This is a genomic window from Streptomyces sp. NBC_00464, from assembly GCF_036013915.1.
In the GTDB taxonomy this organism is placed as follows: Bacteria; Actinomycetota; Actinomycetes; order Streptomycetales; family Streptomycetaceae; genus Streptomyces.
Genome location: NZ_CP107899.1, coordinates 6,290,001 through 6,307,928, shown reverse-complemented (window position 1 = coordinate 6,307,928; position 17,928 = coordinate 6,290,001). Strand labels below are relative to the sequence as shown.

General features: G+C 70.9%; 16 protein-coding genes and 2 rRNA genes (1 of these 18 cut by a window edge). 4 read left to right on the top strand and 14 right to left on the bottom strand.

The features are described 5' to 3' along the window. Positions 1-7 precede the first annotated feature (7 nt). The 6 genes from OG912_RS28420 to OG912_RS28395 all read right to left on the bottom strand — a co-directional run bounded on the left by OG912_RS28420 (position 8) and on the right by OG912_RS28395 (position 5,966). A complete protein-coding gene (locus OG912_RS28420; RefSeq protein WP_327711817.1) occupies positions 8-1,105 on the bottom strand; it encodes a glycosyltransferase family 4 protein in 1,098 nt (365 codons plus the stop codon). Positions 1,106-1,293: 188 nt separating this feature from the next. Then, on the bottom strand, positions 1,294-2,073 hold the full coding sequence (locus OG912_RS28415) for a hypothetical protein (RefSeq protein WP_443061031.1): 780 nt from the start codon (positions 2,071-2,073) through the stop codon (positions 1,294-1,296). Between the two features lie 10 nt (positions 2,074-2,083). After that, positions 2,084-3,829 carry a DNA repair protein RecN gene (gene recN, locus OG912_RS28410; RefSeq protein ID WP_327711815.1) on the bottom strand — a complete coding sequence of 582 codons (1,746 nt, stop codon included), beginning with the start codon at positions 3,827-3,829 and terminating at the stop codon, positions 2,084-2,086. Positions 3,830-3,911: 82 nt separating this feature from the next. Beyond that, positions 3,912-4,817 (bottom strand): NAD kinase, encoded by a 906-nt coding sequence (locus tag OG912_RS28405; protein WP_327711813.1) that lies wholly within the window; start codon positions 4,815-4,817, stop codon positions 3,912-3,914. Next, the gene (locus OG912_RS28400; protein ID WP_327711812.1) at positions 4,814-5,629 is read right to left on the bottom strand and encodes a TlyA family RNA methyltransferase; all 816 of its coding nucleotides are present in this window, start codon (positions 5,627-5,629) and stop codon (positions 4,814-4,816) included. Before OG912_RS28400 ends, OG912_RS28405 begins: the two co-directional genes overlap by 4 nt. Before the next feature lie 7 nt (positions 5,630-5,636). Beyond that, positions 5,637-5,966, bottom strand: coding sequence for a hypothetical protein (locus OG912_RS28395; protein WP_327711811.1), 330 nt, complete (start codon positions 5,964-5,966; stop codon positions 5,637-5,639). A 43-nt stretch (positions 5,967-6,009) separates the two neighbouring features. Here OG912_RS28395 and OG912_RS28390 point away from each other — a divergent pair, with 43 nt between their 5' ends. Beyond that, on the top strand, positions 6,010-6,357 hold the full coding sequence (locus OG912_RS28390) for an SCP2 sterol-binding domain-containing protein (protein ID WP_327711810.1): 348 nt from the start codon (positions 6,010-6,012) through the stop codon (positions 6,355-6,357). A 245-nt stretch (positions 6,358-6,602) separates the two neighbouring features. Here OG912_RS28390 and OG912_RS28385 read toward each other — a convergent pair whose 3' ends face one another. The 4 genes from OG912_RS28385 to OG912_RS28370 form a co-directional block, all read right to left on the bottom strand. Further along, positions 6,603-7,436, bottom strand: coding sequence for an ABC transporter ATP-binding protein (locus tag OG912_RS28385; RefSeq protein WP_327713571.1), 834 nt, complete (start codon positions 7,434-7,436; stop codon positions 6,603-6,605). Positions 7,437-7,525: 89 nt separating this feature from the next. Then, on the bottom strand, positions 7,526-8,515 hold the full coding sequence (locus OG912_RS28380) for a FecCD family ABC transporter permease (RefSeq protein WP_327713570.1): 990 nt from the start codon (positions 8,513-8,515) through the stop codon (positions 7,526-7,528). A 92-nt stretch (positions 8,516-8,607) separates the two neighbouring features. Continuing rightward, on the bottom strand, positions 8,608-9,567 hold the full coding sequence (locus OG912_RS28375; protein WP_326740545.1) for a FecCD family ABC transporter permease: 960 nt from the start codon (positions 9,565-9,567) through the stop codon (positions 8,608-8,610). 116 nt (positions 9,568-9,683) lie between these two features. After that, positions 9,684-10,424 (bottom strand): FMN-dependent NADH-azoreductase, encoded by a 741-nt coding sequence (locus OG912_RS28370; protein WP_327711809.1) that lies wholly within the window; start codon positions 10,422-10,424, stop codon positions 9,684-9,686. 73 nt (positions 10,425-10,497) lie between these two features. On the opposite strand from OG912_RS28370, the gene OG912_RS28365 reads away from it, so the two are divergent. Then, positions 10,498-11,379 carry a sigma-70 family RNA polymerase sigma factor gene (locus tag OG912_RS28365; RefSeq protein ID WP_327711808.1) on the top strand — a complete coding sequence of 294 codons (882 nt, stop codon included), beginning with the start codon at positions 10,498-10,500 and terminating at the stop codon, positions 11,377-11,379. Between the two features lie 47 nt (positions 11,380-11,426). On the opposite strand, the gene OG912_RS28360 is transcribed toward OG912_RS28365, so the two are convergent. Continuing rightward, a complete protein-coding gene (locus OG912_RS28360; protein WP_326735409.1) occupies positions 11,427-12,455 on the bottom strand; it encodes an HAD-IIA family hydrolase in 1,029 nt (342 codons plus the stop codon). A 72-nt stretch (positions 12,456-12,527) separates the two neighbouring features. On the opposite strand from OG912_RS28360, the gene OG912_RS28355 reads away from it, so the two are divergent. Continuing rightward, complete coding sequence (locus OG912_RS28355) at positions 12,528-13,805, top strand: DUF1015 domain-containing protein (RefSeq protein ID WP_327711807.1); 1,278 nt, start codon at positions 12,528-12,530, stop codon at positions 13,803-13,805. Between the two features lie 60 nt (positions 13,806-13,865). Here the strand turns inward: OG912_RS28355 and OG912_RS28350 are convergent, their stop codons facing one another. Then, positions 13,866-14,630: a tetratricopeptide repeat protein gene (locus tag OG912_RS28350; RefSeq protein ID WP_327713569.1), complete on the bottom strand. Its 765-nt coding sequence runs from the start codon at positions 14,628-14,630 to the stop codon at positions 13,866-13,868. Between the two features lie 30 nt (positions 14,631-14,660). On the opposite strand from OG912_RS28350, the gene OG912_RS40115 reads away from it, so the two are divergent. Beyond that, complete coding sequence (locus OG912_RS40115) at positions 14,661-16,121, top strand: hypothetical protein (protein WP_443061030.1); 1,461 nt, start codon at positions 14,661-14,663, stop codon at positions 16,119-16,121. Between the two features lie 224 nt (positions 16,122-16,345). Here OG912_RS40115 and rrf read toward each other — a convergent pair. Together rrf and OG912_RS28335 are read right to left on the bottom strand one after the other, a co-directional pair. Continuing rightward, positions 16,346-16,462: ribosomal RNA gene (rrf, locus tag OG912_RS28340) — 5S ribosomal RNA — on the bottom strand. 111 nt (positions 16,463-16,573) lie between these two features. After that, positions 16,574-17,928: ribosomal RNA gene (locus OG912_RS28335) — 23S ribosomal RNA — on the bottom strand; it runs 1,770 nt beyond the window's last position.

Sequence of the window (17,928 nt, the reverse complement as noted above, 5' to 3'; positions counted from 1 at the left end):
CGGCGCCTCAGCGGGTGCGGGCCGCCGCGCGCGGCTGCACCAACTCGTCGTACACGCAGAGCACTTGGGCGATCGTGTCGTCCTCGGTCGGCCAATTCGCCGCCTGCCGGGGCCCGGCAGCGGCCAGCCGCTCCCGTTCCGCCGGATCGCCGAGCAGCCGGGCGACGGCCCGGGCGAGCGCCTCCGCGTTGGCGTACGGCACCAGTTCCGCCGCGTCACCCACGAGTTCGGGCACTCCGCCGACCGCGGTCGCGACCAGCGGCACGCCGATCCGCAACGCCTCCTGGGCCAGCACCGAACGCGCCTCCCAGCGACTGGGCAGCACGACCAGGTCGGCGGCGGCCAGCAGTTCGGGAATGTCGGTACGGCTGCCGATCAGCGAGACGGGCAGGTCCTCGGCCTTGATCCGGCGCCGCAGCGCCGCCCGTTCCCGCCCCTCGCCCGCCACGACCAGCAGGGGTACCGGGTCGAGCCGGCGCCACATCCGTGCCGCGTCGAGCAGCGTGCCGTACCCGTGATGCGGTACGAGACTTCCCACCGCGACAATCAACGGCCTTTCCACCGCACCGAGTTCGGCCCGCACCTTGCCGTCGGTCACCGGCACGGGGACACATGGCGCGGGAACGGCCACGGGCGCGAGGCGGGCGTCACGCGCGCCGCGGCTCCGGGCCCGGTCGACCAGGTCCGACGACGCGCCGAGCACAACCGACGCCGCACGGGCGGCCCGTCGCTCCAGCAGGTGCAGCAGCCGGCGGCGCGCGCCCTCGGCGTGGGCCCGGGTGTGCCAGGTCATGACCAGCGGGACCGGCCGTCCGCCGAGCGCCAGGGCGGCCCGCACGGCGGCGTGCAGTCCGTGCGCGTGCACGACGTCGGCACCTTCGCAGGCGGCGCGCAGCGCGGCGACGGCGGCGGGGTCACTGCGCCGCGGCACGGGCACGAAACGGGCCCCCGTGGTGGAGAATTCGTAGGCGCGCTCCAGTGCCGCGGGCGCGCAGACGGTGACCTGCACGCCTCGCGCGACCAGTCCGGCGGCCAGCGATCCGACATGGGCGCTGCTGCCCGCGCTGCCGCCGCCCAGCACTTGGACCGTACGCAGCTGTGACACGTTGAATGGCTCCCGGGGCTCCCGATGCGGGGTAACGGCGTCACCCGACGGCCGTAAGTACACCGCCAAGGATGCCAGTCCGTACGCACGTTCCGGCACGGCCGAGCCGTTACGCCGGTGCGCACCGCGACATACCGGGCGTGGCGCATCACCCGCACGGGTGAATTCCGGCCGGATCCGATTCGGGATCAGCGCGTGAAGAGCGCCTCGGCAAGCCGGGTGACGCGGTCGCCGTACACCGTAGCCACGACGATCCCCGCCGCAGGGGCGACGAGTCCGGCCCGCCCGGCTCCGGCGACGACGGCGACACCGAGGGCGGCGCCCAGGGCGTGCGCCCCGGCGTCCCCCAGCATGGTCCGCTCCCCCAGATCGGCCGGGGCGAGCGCCAGTGCGGCCGCCATGGGCGCGGCGGCGAGCGGCCCTCCGGCCGCACAAGGGGCGCCGAGAGCGAGCACGGTGGCGACAGCGGCTCCGGGGCGTACGTCGGCCAGGTTGACGAGGTGGGCGGTTCCGGCGACGACGACCCCGCCGAGAAGGCGGTCGACGGGGCGGTTCGCGAGCAGTGCGCCGACGGCGAGTCCCGCGGCGCCGATGCCGAGGAGTTTCACCGTCCCACTGGTCACCTCACCGTGCCGGAGCGCGGTCAGATGGGCGCGGAATCCGCGACGCGGGTCGTCTGCGGCGGCAAGGTCGTCGTAGGCACCGCAGCCCGCGGCGGCCGTCACGGCGAGCACGGCCGCGTACCGGGTGCGGGGCGGCAGAGGCAGGGCGGCGATTCCGGCAGCGGTTCCCAGGGCGACGGCCGGGCCCGCGTACAGGTCCACGGTGCGGCCCGCGTGATTGGTGCGCTGCCAGGACGGCCTGGGCCGCGCCCGCAGCACCCGGTACACGCCTGCCGCCACCAGTGCGGCAGTGGCCGTTGCCGCCCCGACCGCCGCCGGGCCGCGCCGGCGCCTCCTTGTCAGCAACACGGCACGGTCAGCTGTCCGCCCGTGCCGTGGCCAGCAGTTCCTCCGCGTGTGCCCGGGCCGTCTCGGAGTCCTCCTGGCCCGCGAGCATCCGCGACAGCTCCCGCACCCGGTCCTCGCCCTCCAGGACCGTGACACCGCTCCTGGTCACCGAGCCGTCCACGGTCTTCTCGACCAGCAGCTGCCGGTCGGCGAACGCGGCCACCTGGGGCAGGTGGGTGACGACCACGACCTGGGCCGACCTGGCGAGCTTCGCCAGCCGCCGGCCGACCTCGACGGCCGCCTTGCCGCCGACGCCCGCGTCGACCTCGTCGAAGAGGTAGGTGGGTACGGGGTCGGAGCCGGCGAAGACCACCTCGACGGCGAGCATCACCCGGGACAGCTCACCGCCCGACGCGCCCTTGGCGATCGGGCGGGGCTGGGCGCCGGGGTGCGGGGCCAGCAGGAGTTCGACCTCGTCGGCGCCGGACGGCCCGTAGGCCACATTGCGTCCGTCGATCTCGATGCCGGACGCCTCGTCCGCCGCGTCGGTCTGCCGGATGTCGAAGGAGACGCGGGCGTGCGGCATGGCGAGGGAGGCGAGTTCCGCCGTCACCGCTTCGGCGAAGAGCGCGGCAGCCGACGTCCGGGCATCCGTCAACGCCTGGCCGAGGCCGGAGAGTTCGGAACGCAGCGCGTCCCGCTCCGCGGTCAGCTCACCGATCCGGTCGTCGTCGCCCTCCAGCTCGGTCAGCCGGGCCACCCCGTCCTCGGCCCAGGCCAGCACGGCGGTGATGTCCACTCCGTACTTGCGGGTGAGTGCGGTGAGCGCGGCGCGGCGCTCCTCGACCGCGGCGAGCCGCAGCGGATCGGAGTCCAGCTGGTCGGCGTACCCGGACAGTTCACCCGAGACATCGGCGAGCAGGATGGAGATCTCACCGACCCGGTCGGCGAGCGCGGCGAGCGCCGGGTCGTGGGCGCGCACCCCGTCCAGCGCCTGCCGGGCGGCCGCGACGACGGTCGTCGCGTCGACAGCCTCCTGGTCCTCGGGGTTGCCCGCCAGCGCGGTGTGCGCGAGGGCGGCGGCGGAGGCCAGCGCGTCGGCGTGGCCGAGGCGCTGCGCCTCGGCGGCGAGCTCGGTGTCCTCGCCGGGAAGCGGCTCGACCGCGGCGATCTCGTTCAGCCCGAAACGCAGCAGATCGGCTTCCTGGGCGCGTTCCCGGGCGCGCGTGGTCAGCTCGTCGAGCTCACCGGCGACCTCGCGCAGCCGCCGGTAGGCAGCCTCGTACTTGGCATGGGGCTTGGAGACGCCGTCGCCCGCGTACCGGTCCAGGGCCTGCCGCTGCCGGGCCGGCTTGAGCAGCCCCTGCTGGTCGGTCTGGCCGTGCACGGCGACGAGTTCGTCGGCGAGTTCGGCCAGCACTCCCACCGGCACGGATCTGCCGCCGAGATGGGCCCGGGAGCGCCCCTCCGCGGAAACGGTACGGCTGATGAGCAGCGCACCGTCCTCGATCTCGGCCCCGGCCTCCTCGGCCCGCAACGCCACCGCGTCGCCCTCGGCCACCGTGATCCGGCCCTCGACGACAGCGGCCTTCGCACCGATCCGCACGAGGGCGGGGTCGGCACGTCCGCCGAGCAGCAGCCCCAGGCTGGTGACGACCATGGTCTTGCCCGCGCCGGTCTCACCGGTCACCGCGGTGAAACCGGGTGACAGTTCCACCACCGCGTCGTCGATGACTCCGAGCGACCGTATCCGCATCTCCTCCAACACGGACATGACCATACGAGGTTTCGTGGCCCGCGCGCACACGGGTCACGGTCGGAGCGCCGGATCCACCGCTCCGACAGCCCCCCGGGGGTCAGTGCGGTGCGCCCCGCCACCCCGACACCGGCAGCGCGAACTTGGCCACCAGCCGGTCCGTGAACGAGGCCTGGTGCAGCCGCGCCAGCCGTACGGGCACGGCGCCGCGCCGCACCTCGACGCGTGCGCCGGCGGGCAGCTCGACGGTCCTGCGCCCGTCGCACCACAGCACCCCGTGCGGGGTGTGCGGCTGGACCTCGACGGCCAGCACCGAGGTCGGCGAGGTCACCAGCGGCTTGGCGAACAGGGCGTGGGCGCTGATCGGGACCATCAGCAGCGCCTCGACCTCGGGCCACACGACGGGCCCGCCGGCCGAGAAGGCGTACGCGGTCGAGCCGGTGGGCGTCGCGCACACGATGCCGTCGCAGCCGAACCCGGTGACCGGCCGGCCGTCGATCTCCAGCACGACCTCCAGCATCCGTTCGGGCGACACCTTCTGCACGGCCGCCTCGTTGAGCGCCCAGTCCCGGTGGACGATGTCGCCGTTGCTGTGCACCAGGACGTCGATCGTCATGCGCTCCTCGACGGTGTACGCCCGGGTGACGACCCGGTCGACGACCTTGTCGAGGTCGTCGCGCTCGGCCTCGGCGAGGAAGCCGACCCGGCCGAGGTTGACGCCCAGCATCGGGACCCCGGAGGCGCGCGAGAGCTCCGCACCCCGCAGCAGCGTCCCGTCGCCGCCGAGGACGATCAGGAGCTCACAGCCGTCGACCGCCTCGGGTGTGGCATCGGTGACCGTCTCGACGGACGGCGGCAGCGGCAGATCGGCCGCCTCATGGGCCAGGACCCGCACGCCCAGGCCGCTGCGGAGCAGCCCCTGGACGACGAGCTCGGCACTGCGGATCGCGGCCGGCCGGCCGGTGTGCGCCAAAAGAAAGACTGTTCGTGCCGTATTCGTCGTCAACGAGGCCCCTCCGCCACTGCACGGTCGACATCCGCGGGATCCAGTTCAGGTGCTCCGGCCCGCAGCCACAGAAAGTACTCGACATTCCCCGACGGCCCGGGCAACGGGCTCGCCGTCACACCCCGCACGCCCAGGCCCAGCGCCCAGGCCCGGCGGGCCACCTCCCGTACCGCTTCGGCGCGCAGCTCCGGGCTTCGCACCACTCCGCCGCTGCCGAGGCGCTCCTTGCCGACCTCGAACTGCGGCTTGACCATGAGGACCAGGTCCGCGTCGGGGGCGGCGCAGCGCGCCAGGGCGGGCAGCACCAGACCGAGCGGGATGAACGAAAGATCGCCCACCACCAGGTCCACCGGCTCGCCGTCGATCGCGTCCAGGGTCAGTTCCCGCACGTTGGTACGGTCCTTGACGATGACGCGTTCATCGGACTGGAGCGACCAGGCGAGCTGCCCGTAACCGACGTCCACGGCGAGGACGCGGGCGGCTCCGGCGCGCAGCAGCACATCGGTGAACCCGCCGGTCGACGCCCCGGCGTCCAGGGCCCGCCGTCCTTCCACCTCCAGCCCGAGGGGGACGAAGGCGGCGAGGGCGCCCGCCAGCTTGTGGCCGCCTCGCGAGACGTACTCGGGGTCGCTGTCGTCCTTGGTGACGACGAGGGCGGCGCTCGTCTCGACCTGGGTGGCCGGTTTGGTCGCGGTGTTGCCGCCGACGGTCACCCGTCCTGCGGCGATCAGCTGGCTCGCATGCTCGCGTGAGCGGGCGAGCTTTCGGCGTACCAGCTCGGCGTCGAGGCGGCGACGGGCCACTCCTGCCACGTTCGGTTCAGCTCCTGTTGTCGTACGAGGGCATCGGTGCGGGTACCGGTGCGGGTGCGGGCCTGGCATCCAGCGCGGTCAGCGATTCGCGCAGGCCACGGTGTACATCCTCGTACACCTCGATGTGTCCGTCCGCCGGGAGGTGGTCCGCATCGGCCAGCCGCTCCAGGCGCGCGTCCACGTCGGCGTTGCCCGTGGGCGTGCGTACGACACCGAGGGGCGCCGGACCGGCAGGCTCGTGCGACACCGCGGCGGACGGCTCCTGCGGTACGTCCTGCGGGATCTCGCCGGGCGCGGTTCCGGCGGCCGTGTCCGGCCCCGGCATCGAGTCGCTCATACGGGAAACGCTACCGCGAAGGGCTGCGGTAACGTCGGTCGCGATGGCGACCATGACGGAGTGCCGCAGCGCACTCGACAGACTTTCCGACAACCTCGCGGGGGCCGACGGCGACGTGCGCGGTGCGGCGGCGCTCGACCGTTCGCTCAGCTGCCACATCAAGGACCTCGACGTGACGTTCACCGGACGCCTCGCCGGCGGCCGGATCCAGGTCCTGGACACGGTCGAGGGGCCGCCCCGGGAGAAGGCGGAGATCCGGCTGGCGATGACCGGCGACGATCTGGTGGCGATGGTGGACGGTGAGCTGAACTTCGCCAAGGCGTGGGGCTCGGGCCGGGTCCGCCTGGAGGCCGGCTTCCGCGACCTGCTGAAGCTGAGATCGCTGCTGTAGCCGCCCCATCGAGGCCGGCGACCACACCAAGCCCGTCCGACACTTGAGAACACCTTCAAGCCCGTCCGGCGCTTGAGGACACCACCAAGCCGGTCCGGCGCTTGCGGACACCTTTCAAGCCCGTCCGGCGCTTGAGGACACCCTTCAAGCCCGTCCGGCGCTTGAGGACACCCTTCAAGCCCGTCCGGCGCTTGAGGACACCCTTCAAGCCCGTCCGGCGCTTGAGGACAAGGCGTGGCCGAAGGTCACGCGCCCCCGGACACCGGCACCGGCACCGCCCCCGCAACGCGCGCACCGCGCTTCCGCGCAGCGGGAATCACCAGCGGCGTCCCCGTCTCCGGATCGGAGATCACCTGGCACCGCAGCCCGAACACCCGCTCCACCAGCTCCGCGGTGACGATCTCCCCGGGCGCGCCCTCCGCGATCACCGCGCCCTCCCGCATGGCGATGAGGTGCGTGGCGTACCGCGCGGCGTGGTTCAGATCGTGCAGGACCGCCACCAGCGTGCGCCCCTGTGTCTCGTGCAGCTCAGCACACAGGTCGAGCACGTCGATCTGGTGCTGGATGTCGAGGTACGTCGTCGGTTCGTCGAGCAGCAGCAGAGGCGTCTGCTGCGCGAGCGCCATCGCGATCCAGACCCGCTGGCGCTGACCGCCGGACAATTCGTCGACATAGCGATCGCCGAGCTCACCGACACCGGTCGACGCCATCGATTCCTCGACAATGCGTTCGTCCTCGGGCGACCACTGCCGCAGCAGCCCCTGGTGCGGATAGCGCCCCCGGGCCACGAGATCCGCCACGGTGATGCCCTCCGGCGCGATCGAGGACTGGGGCAGCAGCCCCAGCGTCCTGGCGACCTTCTTCGCGGGCAGGCCGTGAATCGACTCCCCGTCCAGCAGCACCCGGCCACGGGTCGGTTTCAGCATCCGGGAGAGCGCCCGCAGCAGCGTCGACTTCCCGCAGGCGTTGGGTCCGACGATCACGGTGAACGAGTGGTCGGGGATCTCGACCGAGAGGTTCTCCGCGATGACCCGCTGGTCGTAGCCGAGGGTCACCGAGTCCGCGGTGAGGCGCTGCATGGTCGTACTCCGGGGGTGGGTCGGATCGGTGAGGGGTCGGGAGGCGGAATCGGTGCCGGGCGACCGCTCCGCGCCCTGTGCGACGGCTTTCATATGCGGCCCGCCTTGCGCTCGGAAACCAGGAGCCACAGCAGATAGCAGCCGCCGAGCACCCCGGTGACCACGCCGACGGGCAGTTGCCGGTCGCCGAAGGCCTCCATCGACACCCAGTCGGCGACGAGGAGGAGCGCCGCTCCCATGACGGTCGCGGCCACCAGGTTGGGGCCGGTGGAGCGGGTGAGCCGCCGAGCCAGCTGCGGGGCGCTCAGCGAGACGAACGCGATCGGTCCCGCGGCGGCCGTGGCGACAGCCACGAGCAGCACGGCGGAGCCCATCAGGACGAGCCGGGTGCGCTCGACCCGTACCCCGAGCGCGTACGCCGCGTCGTCGCCCATCTCCATCACCCGCAGGGCGGGCCCATGGCCGAACACCAGCGGGAGCAGCACGCCGCAGACCACGAGCAGGGGCCAGACCTGGGCCCAGTCCCGGCCGTCGAGCGAGCCCGTCATCCAGACGACGGCACGGGTCGCGTCGACGAGGTTGGCCTTGGTGATCAGGTACTGGGTCGCGGCGGTGAGCATGGCGGCCGCGCCGATGCCCACCAGGACGAGCCGGAATCCGTGGACCCCGCGCTTCCATGCCAGCAGGTAGACGGCGACCCCGGTCAGCAGGCCGCCGGCCACCGCGCCGCCCGCGACGGCGGCCGCGCCGCCCTGGAAGAGGACGATCACGGTCAGCGCGCCCACGGTCGCGCCCTGGCCGAAGCCGAGCACGTCGGGGCTGCCGAGCGGGTTGCGCGAGATGGTCTGGAAGACGGCGCCGCCGACGCCGAGCGCCGCCCCGACGAGGAGCCCGACCAGCACCCGCGGCAGGCGCAGGTCCGTGACGATGAACTCCTGCTGGAAGGTGCCGTGCCCGAAGAGCGTGGTGACGACCTCGCCCGGCGTCATCGCGAAGTCGCCGCTGCCGATGAGGACGACGGCCGCGCCCGCCGCCACGACGGCGAGCAGCACGATGACGAGGGACGCCCGGACGTTCATCCGGAACGAGTACCCACCGGCCGTCCGCACGGCCCGCACCGACCGCGCGGTCCCGTTCGTCCGCGCCGTCCGCGCCCTCTCCTTGGTGGCCTTCACAGCTGGGACATCCTCTTGCGTCGTACGAGATGGATGAAGACGGGTCCGCCGAGCAGCGCGGTGACGATGCCGACCTGCAGTTCGGACGGGCGGGCGACGATCCGGCCGACCACGTCCGCGCCGAGCAGGAGCACCGGGGAGAGCACGGCCGCGTACGGCAGGATCCACCGCATGTCGGGACCGGTGATCGCACGCACCAGGTGCGGGATCATCAGCCCGATGAAGACGATCGGCCCGCACGCGGCCGTCGCGGCCCCGCACAGCAGGGTGACGGCGAGCATCGCGAGGATCCGGGTCCGGGTCAGATGGGCGCCGAGGGACCGCGCCGTGTCGTCGCCCATCTCCAGGGCGTTGAGCGGCCGCGCGATGAGCAGCGTGAGCAGCACGCCGAGCGCGATGAACGGCCACACCTTGCCGACGGTCTCCATGTTCGCGGAGGCCAGCGAACCGACGGTCCAGAACCGCAGCCGGTCCAGCGCCGCCGAATCCAGCAGCTGTACGGCGTTGACGTAGCCGTACAGCGCAGCGGTGACGGCCGTCCCGGCCAGGGCGAGCCGTACGGGATTGGCGGACCGGCTGCCGCCGAGCAGATACACGGCGACCGAGACGATCGCGGCCCCGGCGAAGGCGAACCAGACGTATCCGGTCAGCGAGGTGACGCCGAAGAAGCTGATGGCGGAGACCACCGCCGCCGACGCACCGGCATTGACACCGAGGAGCCCGGGCTCGGCGAGCGGGTTGCGGGTCAGCGCCTGCATCACGGCCCCGGCGAGTCCGAGCGCGGCACCGACGATCAGCCCGAGGACGGTCCGGGGGATCCGTACCTTCCGTACGAGGACGTCGTCGCCGCTCCCCGCATAGTGGAACAGGCCGTGCCACACATCGGCGATGGGCAGCCCCTTGGCACCGATCGCGATACTCGCCAGGCACACCAGCACCAGGGCGGCCAACGCCACCAGGAGCCCCGCGGCGCGTACCGCATGGCGCCTGGGGGGCGTGGCTCTGTCCGGGGCGGCTATCGGGCCTGCACTCGGTTCCGGGGGACTCTCAACGAACACGCGGTTAGGTTAGCCTACCCTGCTGGAGCGTCGATCCGGCCTTCCGTGTCCGCGCTCCGGCCCGCTGCCGGGGACCTGCCCGAGGCGACCGCGATCACTTCCGCTCGCGCCGCGGCGAGCGAGCTCGCGGCCATCGGCCGGAAACGGGCCAGGTCCGGGACCACCTCGGCCATGGTCATCTCGGCGGCGATGAAGTGCAGGTCCGCCGGCGCCACCCCCTTCTCACCGAGGTAGGCCCGCAGGTACGGCGTCTGGAAGTCCCAGGCCTCCCGAGGAGTCCCCGGGCCGTAGGCGCCGCCCCGTGCGCTGATCACCACGACCTTCGTCCCGCGCAGCAGGCCGTCCCCCGTGTCCGGGTCGACCAGCGCCCCGGGGAAACTCACCCGGTCGATCCACGCCTTCAGCGAGGCGGAGACCGCGTAGTTGTACATCGGGGCGCCGATCAGCACTGTGTCGGCCGCCAGCAGTTCGGTGACCAGTGGGAGGGTCAGCGACCATTCCCGTTCCTCGGCCACGCTCCCGATCAGGGCGTCGACCGCGTCCGGCGGGACGACCCCGTTCCGCTCCGCTCGCCGGCCGAGGGCGCAGTAGGCGGTCGCCACCGGCGGCACCGGGTCGGCGGCCAGGTCCCGGTACCGGTATCCGGCCGGTCCGTTCGCGGCCCGCCACGTGCGGGCGAACAGCGCGGTCAGTTGCCTGCTGACCGACTCGTCGGAGCGATTGGCACTGGAATCCAGGTGCAACAAGGATGTCATCGGGCTCTCCTGTCACTTCAGCCACGTTGCGTTCGTCAGGAGGGTGACGGACCAGAACGGCGAAAGGTGACCGGTGGACGAGCACGAGGCACTGGCGGAACGCTTCGAGGCGCAGCGCGGGCTGCTGCGCGCGGTCGCCCACCGGATGCTCGGCTCACTGGACGAGGCCGACGACGCCGTCCAGGAGACCTGGCTCCGCCTCTGCCGGGTCGACGCGGACGAGGTGGACAACCTGGCCGGCTGGCTGCGGACCGTGGTGACCCGCATCTGCCTCGACATGTTGCGCTCCCGCAGGTCGCGTCGGGAGGACCTGCGGGAACAGCAGGTCCTCGACCAGGTCTCGGACTCCGCGCGGGAAAGCCGTCCGGAGGACGAGGCGCTGTTGGCCGACTCGGTGAGCCGTGCGCTGCTCGTGGTCCTGGACACACTGGAACCCGTCGAGCGGATCGCGTTCGTGCTGCACGACATGTTCGCCGTGCCGTTCAGCGAGATCGCCCCCCTCGTGGAACGCACCCCGGTCACCACGAAGAAGATCGCCAGCCGCGCGCGCCACAAGGTGCGGGGCACACCCGTGGTCCCGGCGGCCGAACTGGCCCGGCAGCGTCAGGTCGTCTCGGCGTTCCTCACCGCCGCGCGGGCCGGTGACCTCACCGCGATCCTCGCGGTACTGGCTCCCGACGTGGTGCGCCGTGCCGACCCCTTCGCGGTGCCGCCGGGCGGGTTGGCCGAGGCCCGCGGCGCGCGAGCCGTCGCGGAGGGCACGGCTGCGCTGGCCCACCGGTCACAACTCGCCGAACTCGCGCTGGTCGACGGCACGGTGGGAGTCGTCGTGGCCCCGCGCGGCCGTCTGCTGTTCGCCCTCTCCTTCACATTCGAGGACGACAGGATCACCTCGTACGACGTGATCGCCGACCCCGCACGCCTGCGCCGGCTCAGCCTCGCCGTCCTCGACTGACGGGTCACGGCCAACGGCGTCCTGCGGCCCGGTGACGCAGCCCGGTCCTACAGCCCGAGCCGGGCCACCGCCTTCCCCGCGTCCAGCCCGCACGAGCCCTCCCCGGCGTGCGACCACGCCGCCGCGCTCAGCGCGCGGAGACCGTCGAGCGCCTCCCCGTCACCGTCCAGCACCAGCTCCTCGGCCCGGACGGACGCCATCCAGCCGCCGCAACGGAAGCTCTCGCCCTCCTGCGTCACCTCCGGCTGTCCCGTCAGCAGTCCACGCAGATCGGCGTCCACATACGTCGGCCGGTGTTCCGGCCTGGCAGCCAACAGCTGCGCCGCGTCCGTCACCCCGGTCAGCACCAGCAGCGAGTCCACGCCACCGTTGAACGCCCCCTCGATGTCGGTGTCCAGCCGGTCCCCGACCACCAGCGGCCGTTCGGCACCGGTCCGCAGCACCGTCTCCCTGTGCATCGGGGGCAGCGGCTTCCCTGCCACCTGCGGCTCGGCCCCGGTCGCGATCCGTACGACCGCCACGGCCGCCCCGTTGCCCGGCGCGATCCCCCGGGCGCTCGGAATGGTCAGGTCCGTGTTGGACGCGAACCACGGCAGCCCGCGGTTGATCGCATAGGACGCCTCGGCGAACCGGCCCCACGCCATGTCGGGCCCGCCGTAACCCTGCGCCACCGCGACCGGGTCGTCGTCCGCCGACTCCACGGGCTCCAGCCCGCGTTCACGCAGCGCCACCCGCAGCCCTTCGCCCCCGATCACCAGCACCCGGGCTCCGGCGGGCAGCTGATCGGCGATCAGCCGGGCCACGGCCTGCGCCGACGTGATCACGTCGGCAGGCTCGGCCGGCACCCCGAGCTCGGTCAGATGCTCCGCCACGGCGTCCGGCGTCCGCAGCGCGTTGTTGGTCACGTACGCCAGGTGCATTCCGCCGTCCCGCGCCGTGCCGAGCGCCTCGACCGCATGGTCGATCGCCTGCCCGCCCGCGTACACCACCCCGTCGAGATCGAGCAGCGCCGTGTCGTACGCCTCGCTCAACGCGGTGCTGCTCCCGCTCGGCCTGGTCCTGCTCGCCTGACTCATATCCTGCGCTCCTCATTGCCTGCGTCTCCCCCCGATCATCGCGCATCCCCGAACCGCACATACGATGCAGAAATGAACACACGAGGCCGCGCGGACCAGGGACTGCACCTGATTCCGTTCCGTGGACTGCGCTACGTCCCCGAGCGGGTCGGCAGTCTTGCCGCGGTGACCTCGCCCCCGTACGACGTTGTCGTACGGCCCGACGGCCTGCTCCACCTGGAATCGGCGGATCCGCGCAACATCGTGCGCCTGATCCTGCCGCAGGCGGACACCGCGTCCGCCCGCCACGAACAGGCCGCCGCGACCCTGAACCAATGGCTCGCGGAGGGAATCCTCGCCCCCGATCCCGAACCCGCGCTCTACGTGTACGAGCAGCGCAACGGCGAGATCCTCCAGCGCGGCGTCATCGGCGCGCTGGCCCTCTCCGGCCCCGCCGACGGCATCGTGCTCCCGCACGAGGACGTGATGGCCGATGTCGTCGAGGACCGCGCCGACCTGATGCGGACCACCGCGGCCCACCTCGAACCGCTGCTGCTGACCTATCGCAGCGACGGCAACGCCACCGGGGCAACCGCCGCCATCGAGCGCACGATCCACCGCCCGCCGCTGCTCGCCACCACCACGGAGGACGGCTTCAGCCACCGGCTCTGGGCGGTCAATGACGCCGCCGAACGATCGGCGATCGAGGCAGATCTGGCCCGTCACCAGGCCCTGATCGCCGACGGCCACCACCGCTGGGCCACCTATCTGAGGCTTCAACAGGAACAGGCCGCCCCCGGCCCGTGGGACTTCGGCCTGGTGCTCCTGGTCGACACGGCCCGCTACCCGCTGCGGGTCCGCTCCATCCACCGGCTGTTGCACGGGCTGCCCGTCGCCGACGCACTCGCCGCACTGACCGGCCGCTTCCGGATCCGTGACATCGAGGGGCCGCTCCCCCGGGCCATGGACGCTCTGGCCGGGGCCGCCGCGGAGGGCAACGCCTTCCTGCTCGCGGGCGACGGCGGTTTCCATCTGGTCGACCGCCCCGACCGGGCCCTGCTGACCCGCACCGTCCCCACGGACCGACCGACCGCCTGGCGCACGCTCGACGCGACGGTTCTGCACTCGGCGCTGCTCGACCATGTCTGGCAGATCCCCGACGACCCGGCACACATCGCCTACATCCACGACACCGCGGCCGCCGTGGAGCAGGCAGAACGCCACAACTCGACGGCGGTCCTGATGCATCCGGTACGCGAAGAGGTCGTCCGGGACCTGGCCCGTCAGGGCGTGACCATGCCGCGCAAGTCGACCTCCTTCGGCCCCAAACCGGCCACTGGCCTGGTCCTGCGCAGCCTCACCCTCGGCTGACCCGGCCTCAACGCAGAAGAGGGCGGCACCCGGACTGGGGTGCCGCCCTCTTCTGCTTCGTTACGCCTTGACCGGACCGTCCTCGTCCTGGTCGTCGTCCTCTGCGTCGTCGTCCTCGTCCTCGTCGAGGTCGTCCGCGGCGGTTACCACCGGCGCCTCGACGTCATCGGCGGGGGCGGGCGCAGGGGCGCCGTCCTCGTCATCGTCGCCGAGAGCATCGACGAACTCGACACCGTCCAGCTCGGCAAGCCGGTCCGACGCGTCGGTGGAGCCGTCCTTGTCGGCCTCCAGGGCCTTTCCGAACCACTCGCGCGCCTCGTCCTCGCGACCGGCGGCCAGCAGCGCGTCCGCGTACGCATAGCGCAGTCGCGGCGTCCACGGGTGAACGGCGCTGGAGGCCAGCTCGGAACTCTGCAGCGTCACAATGGCGGCGTCGATCTGTCCCATGTCACGACGGGCACCGGCAGCGACCAGACGCATCTCGACCTGTCCGGCCTTGTCCAGCTTCTGCACCTCGGGCTCACCGGCCATGGCCATCGCCCGCTCGGGCCGGCCCAGTCCGCGCTCGCAGTCGGCCATCACGGGCCACAGCTCCACGGAACCGGTCATCCGCCGGGACGCCCGGAACTCCGCCAGCGCCTCGGCGTACTTCTGCGTCGCGTAGGCGGCGAAGCCTGCCGCCTCCCGCACCGCCGCGACCCGCGAGGCCAGTCGCAGAGCAATGCGTGAGTACGCGTATGCCTGCTCGGGGTCCTCGTCGAGGAGGCGGGCCACCATGACAAGGTTCCGGGCGACATCCTCGGCCAGGGTCTTGGGCAGGCTCATCAGCTCCTGCCGGACGTCCTTGTCGATCTCGTGGCCGGTGACCTCGTCGGGGATCGGAAGCCGCTTGATCGGCTCACGCTCGCGCTCGTCCCGACGCTCGTACCCACCACGGTCGTCGCGGCCCCGGTAGCCGCCCCGGTCGTCATCGCGCCGCCCACGGAAACCGCCGGAGGAGCCGCCCCGGCTGTCGTCGCGACGGAAGCCGCCGCCGGACGAACCGGAACCACCACGGTCGTCACGGCGGAAGCCGCCACCACCACCGGAGGGCCGACTGTCGTCGCGACGGAACCCACCGCCGGACGAACCGGAACCACCGCGGTCATCACGGCGGAAGCCGCCACCACCGGTGGAGGGGCGACTGTCGTCACGACGGAAACCGCCGCCGGTGCCGCCCCCACGGTTGTCGTCGTCGCGCCGGGGCCCACGCGGCCGGTCATCACGCCGCTCGAACCCACCACCGGAACGCCCACCACGGTCGTCATCACGACGCGGAGCACGGTCATCACGACGGAACCCACCGCCGGACGAACCGGAACCACCACGGTCATCACGACGGAAACCGCCACCACCGGTGGAGGGCCGACTGTCGTCGCGACGGAACCCACCGCCGGACGAACCGGAACCACCACGGTCATCACGGCGGAAGCCGCCACCACCGGAAGGCCGACTGTCGTCGCGACGGAACCCACCGCCGGACGAACCGGAACCACCACGGTCATCGCGACGGAAACCGCCACCACCACTGGAGGGGCGACTGTCATCGCGACGGAACCCACCGCCGGACGAACCGCCCCGGTTGTCGTCGCGGCGGGGCGCACGGTCCCGGTCATCACGCCGCTCGAACCCACCACCGGAACGCCCACCACGGTCGTCATCACGACGCGGAGCACGGTCATCACGACGGAAACCGCCACCGGACGAACCGGAACCACCACGGTCATCGCGACGGAAACCGCCACCACCACTGGAGGGGCGACTGTCATCGCGACGGAACCCACCGCCGGACGAACCGCCCCGGTTGTCGTCGCGGCGGGGCGCACGGTCCCGGTCATCACGCCGCTCGAACCCACCACCGGAACGCCCACCACGGTCGTCATCACGACGCGGAGCACGGTCATCACGACGGAACCCACCGCCGGACGAACCGGAACCACCACGGTCGTCACGACGGAACCCACCACCACCGGTGGAGGGCCGACTGTCATCACGACGGAAGCCGCCACCGGACGAACCGGAACCACCACGGTCATCGCGACGGAAACCGCCACCACCACTGGAGGGGCGACTGTCATCGCGACGGAACCCACCGCCGGACGAACCGCCCCGGTTGTCGTCGCGGCGGGGCGCACGGTCCCGGTCGCCACCGCGGAAACCGCCGCCACCACTGGTGGGCCTGCTGTCATCACGACGGTTGCCGCCGCCACTGCTGGTGGGCCGGCTGTCATCACGACGGTTGCCGCCGCGGTCGTTGTCCCGACGCTGGCCGCCTGACCGGTCGTCACGACCGCCGCTGAAGCCGCCCCGGTCACCGCCGTCCCGGCGACGCGGCTCGCGCTCCGAACGATCGTCGGGAGAGTTGGTGGACATCGGTGGTGCTCCTGTCATCGGGTACTACAGACATTCTTGCGCAGCCGGACACCCGACGCGCTTCGGAAAAACAAAAAGGACCCTTGGTCCCAGCGTTGAACGCTGGGACCAAGGGTCCTTCAAAGATTGTTCGGCGGCGTCCTACTCTCCCACAGGGTCCCCCCTGCAGTACCATCGGCGCTGAAAGGCTTAGCTTCCGGGTTCGGAATGTAACCGGGCGTTTCCCTAACGCAATGACCACCGAAACCCTATCGGGTTCTAGCGAACAAGCACACTTTTCAATTAAGTAGTGAAGCTGTTCAACCGGTGCGATAACTGTTCGCAACCCGGGAACAACACAGTGGACGCGAGCAACTGAGGACAAGCCCTCGGCCTATTAGTACCAGTCAGCTCCACCCGTTACCGGGCTTCCACATCTGGCCTATCAACCCAGTCGTCTACTGGGAGCCTTAACCCTTCAAGAGGGTGGGAATACTCATCTCGAAGCAGGCTTCCCGCTTAGATGCTTTCAGCGGTTATCCTTTCCGAACGTAGCCAACCAGCCATGCCCTTGGCAGGACAACTGGCACACCAGAGGTTCGTCCGTCCCGGTCCTCTCGTACTAGGGACAGCCCTTCTCAATATTCCTACGCGCACAGCGGATAGGGACCGAACTGTCTCACGACGTTCTAAACCCAGCTCGCGTACCGCTTTAATGGGCGAACAGCCCAACCCTTGGGACCGACTCCAGCCCCAGGATGCGACGAGCCGACATCGAGGTGCCAAACCATCCCGTCGATATGGACTCTTGGGGAAGATCAGCCTGTTATCCCCGGGGTACCTTTTATCCGTTGAGCGACAGCGCTTCCACAAGCCACTGCCGGATCACTAGTCCCGACTTTCGTCCCTGCTCGACCCGTCGGTCTCACAGTCAAGCTCCCTTGTGCACTTACACTCAACACCTGATTGCCAACCAGGCTGAGGGAACCTTTGGGCGCCTCCGTTACTCTTTAGGAGGCAACCGCCCCAGTTAAACTACCCATCAGACACTGTCCCTGATCCGGATCACGGACCCAGGTTAGACATCCAGCACGACCAGAGTGGTATTTCAACGACGACTCCACAACCACTGGCGTGGCCGCTTCAAAGTCTCCCACCTATCCTACACAAGCCGAACCGAACACCAATATCAAACTATAGTAAAGGTCCCGGGGTCTTTCCGTCCTGCTGCGCGAAACGAGCATCTTTACTCGTAGTGCAATTTCACCGGGCCTATGGTTGAGACAGTCGAGAAGTCGTTACGCCATTCGTGCAGGTCGGAACTTACCCGACAAGGAATTTCGCTACCTTAGGATGGTTATAGTTACCACCGCCGTTTACTGGCGCTTAAGTTCTCAGCTTCGCCGACCCGAAAGTCAGCTAACCGGTCCCCTTAACGTTCCAGCACCGGGCAGGCGTCAGTCCGTATACATCGCCTTACGGCTTCGCACGGACCTGTGTTTTTAGTAAACAGTCGCTTCTCGCTGGTCTCTGCGGCCACCCCCAGCTCACCGAGTAAATCGGATCACCAGTGATGGCCCCCCTTCTCCCGAAGTTACGGGGGCATTTTGCCGAGTTCCTTAACCATAGTTCACCCGAACGCCTCGGTATTCTCTACCTGACCACCTGAGTCGGTTTAGGGTACGGGCCGCCATGAAACTCGCTAGAGGCTTTTCTCGACAGCATAGGATCA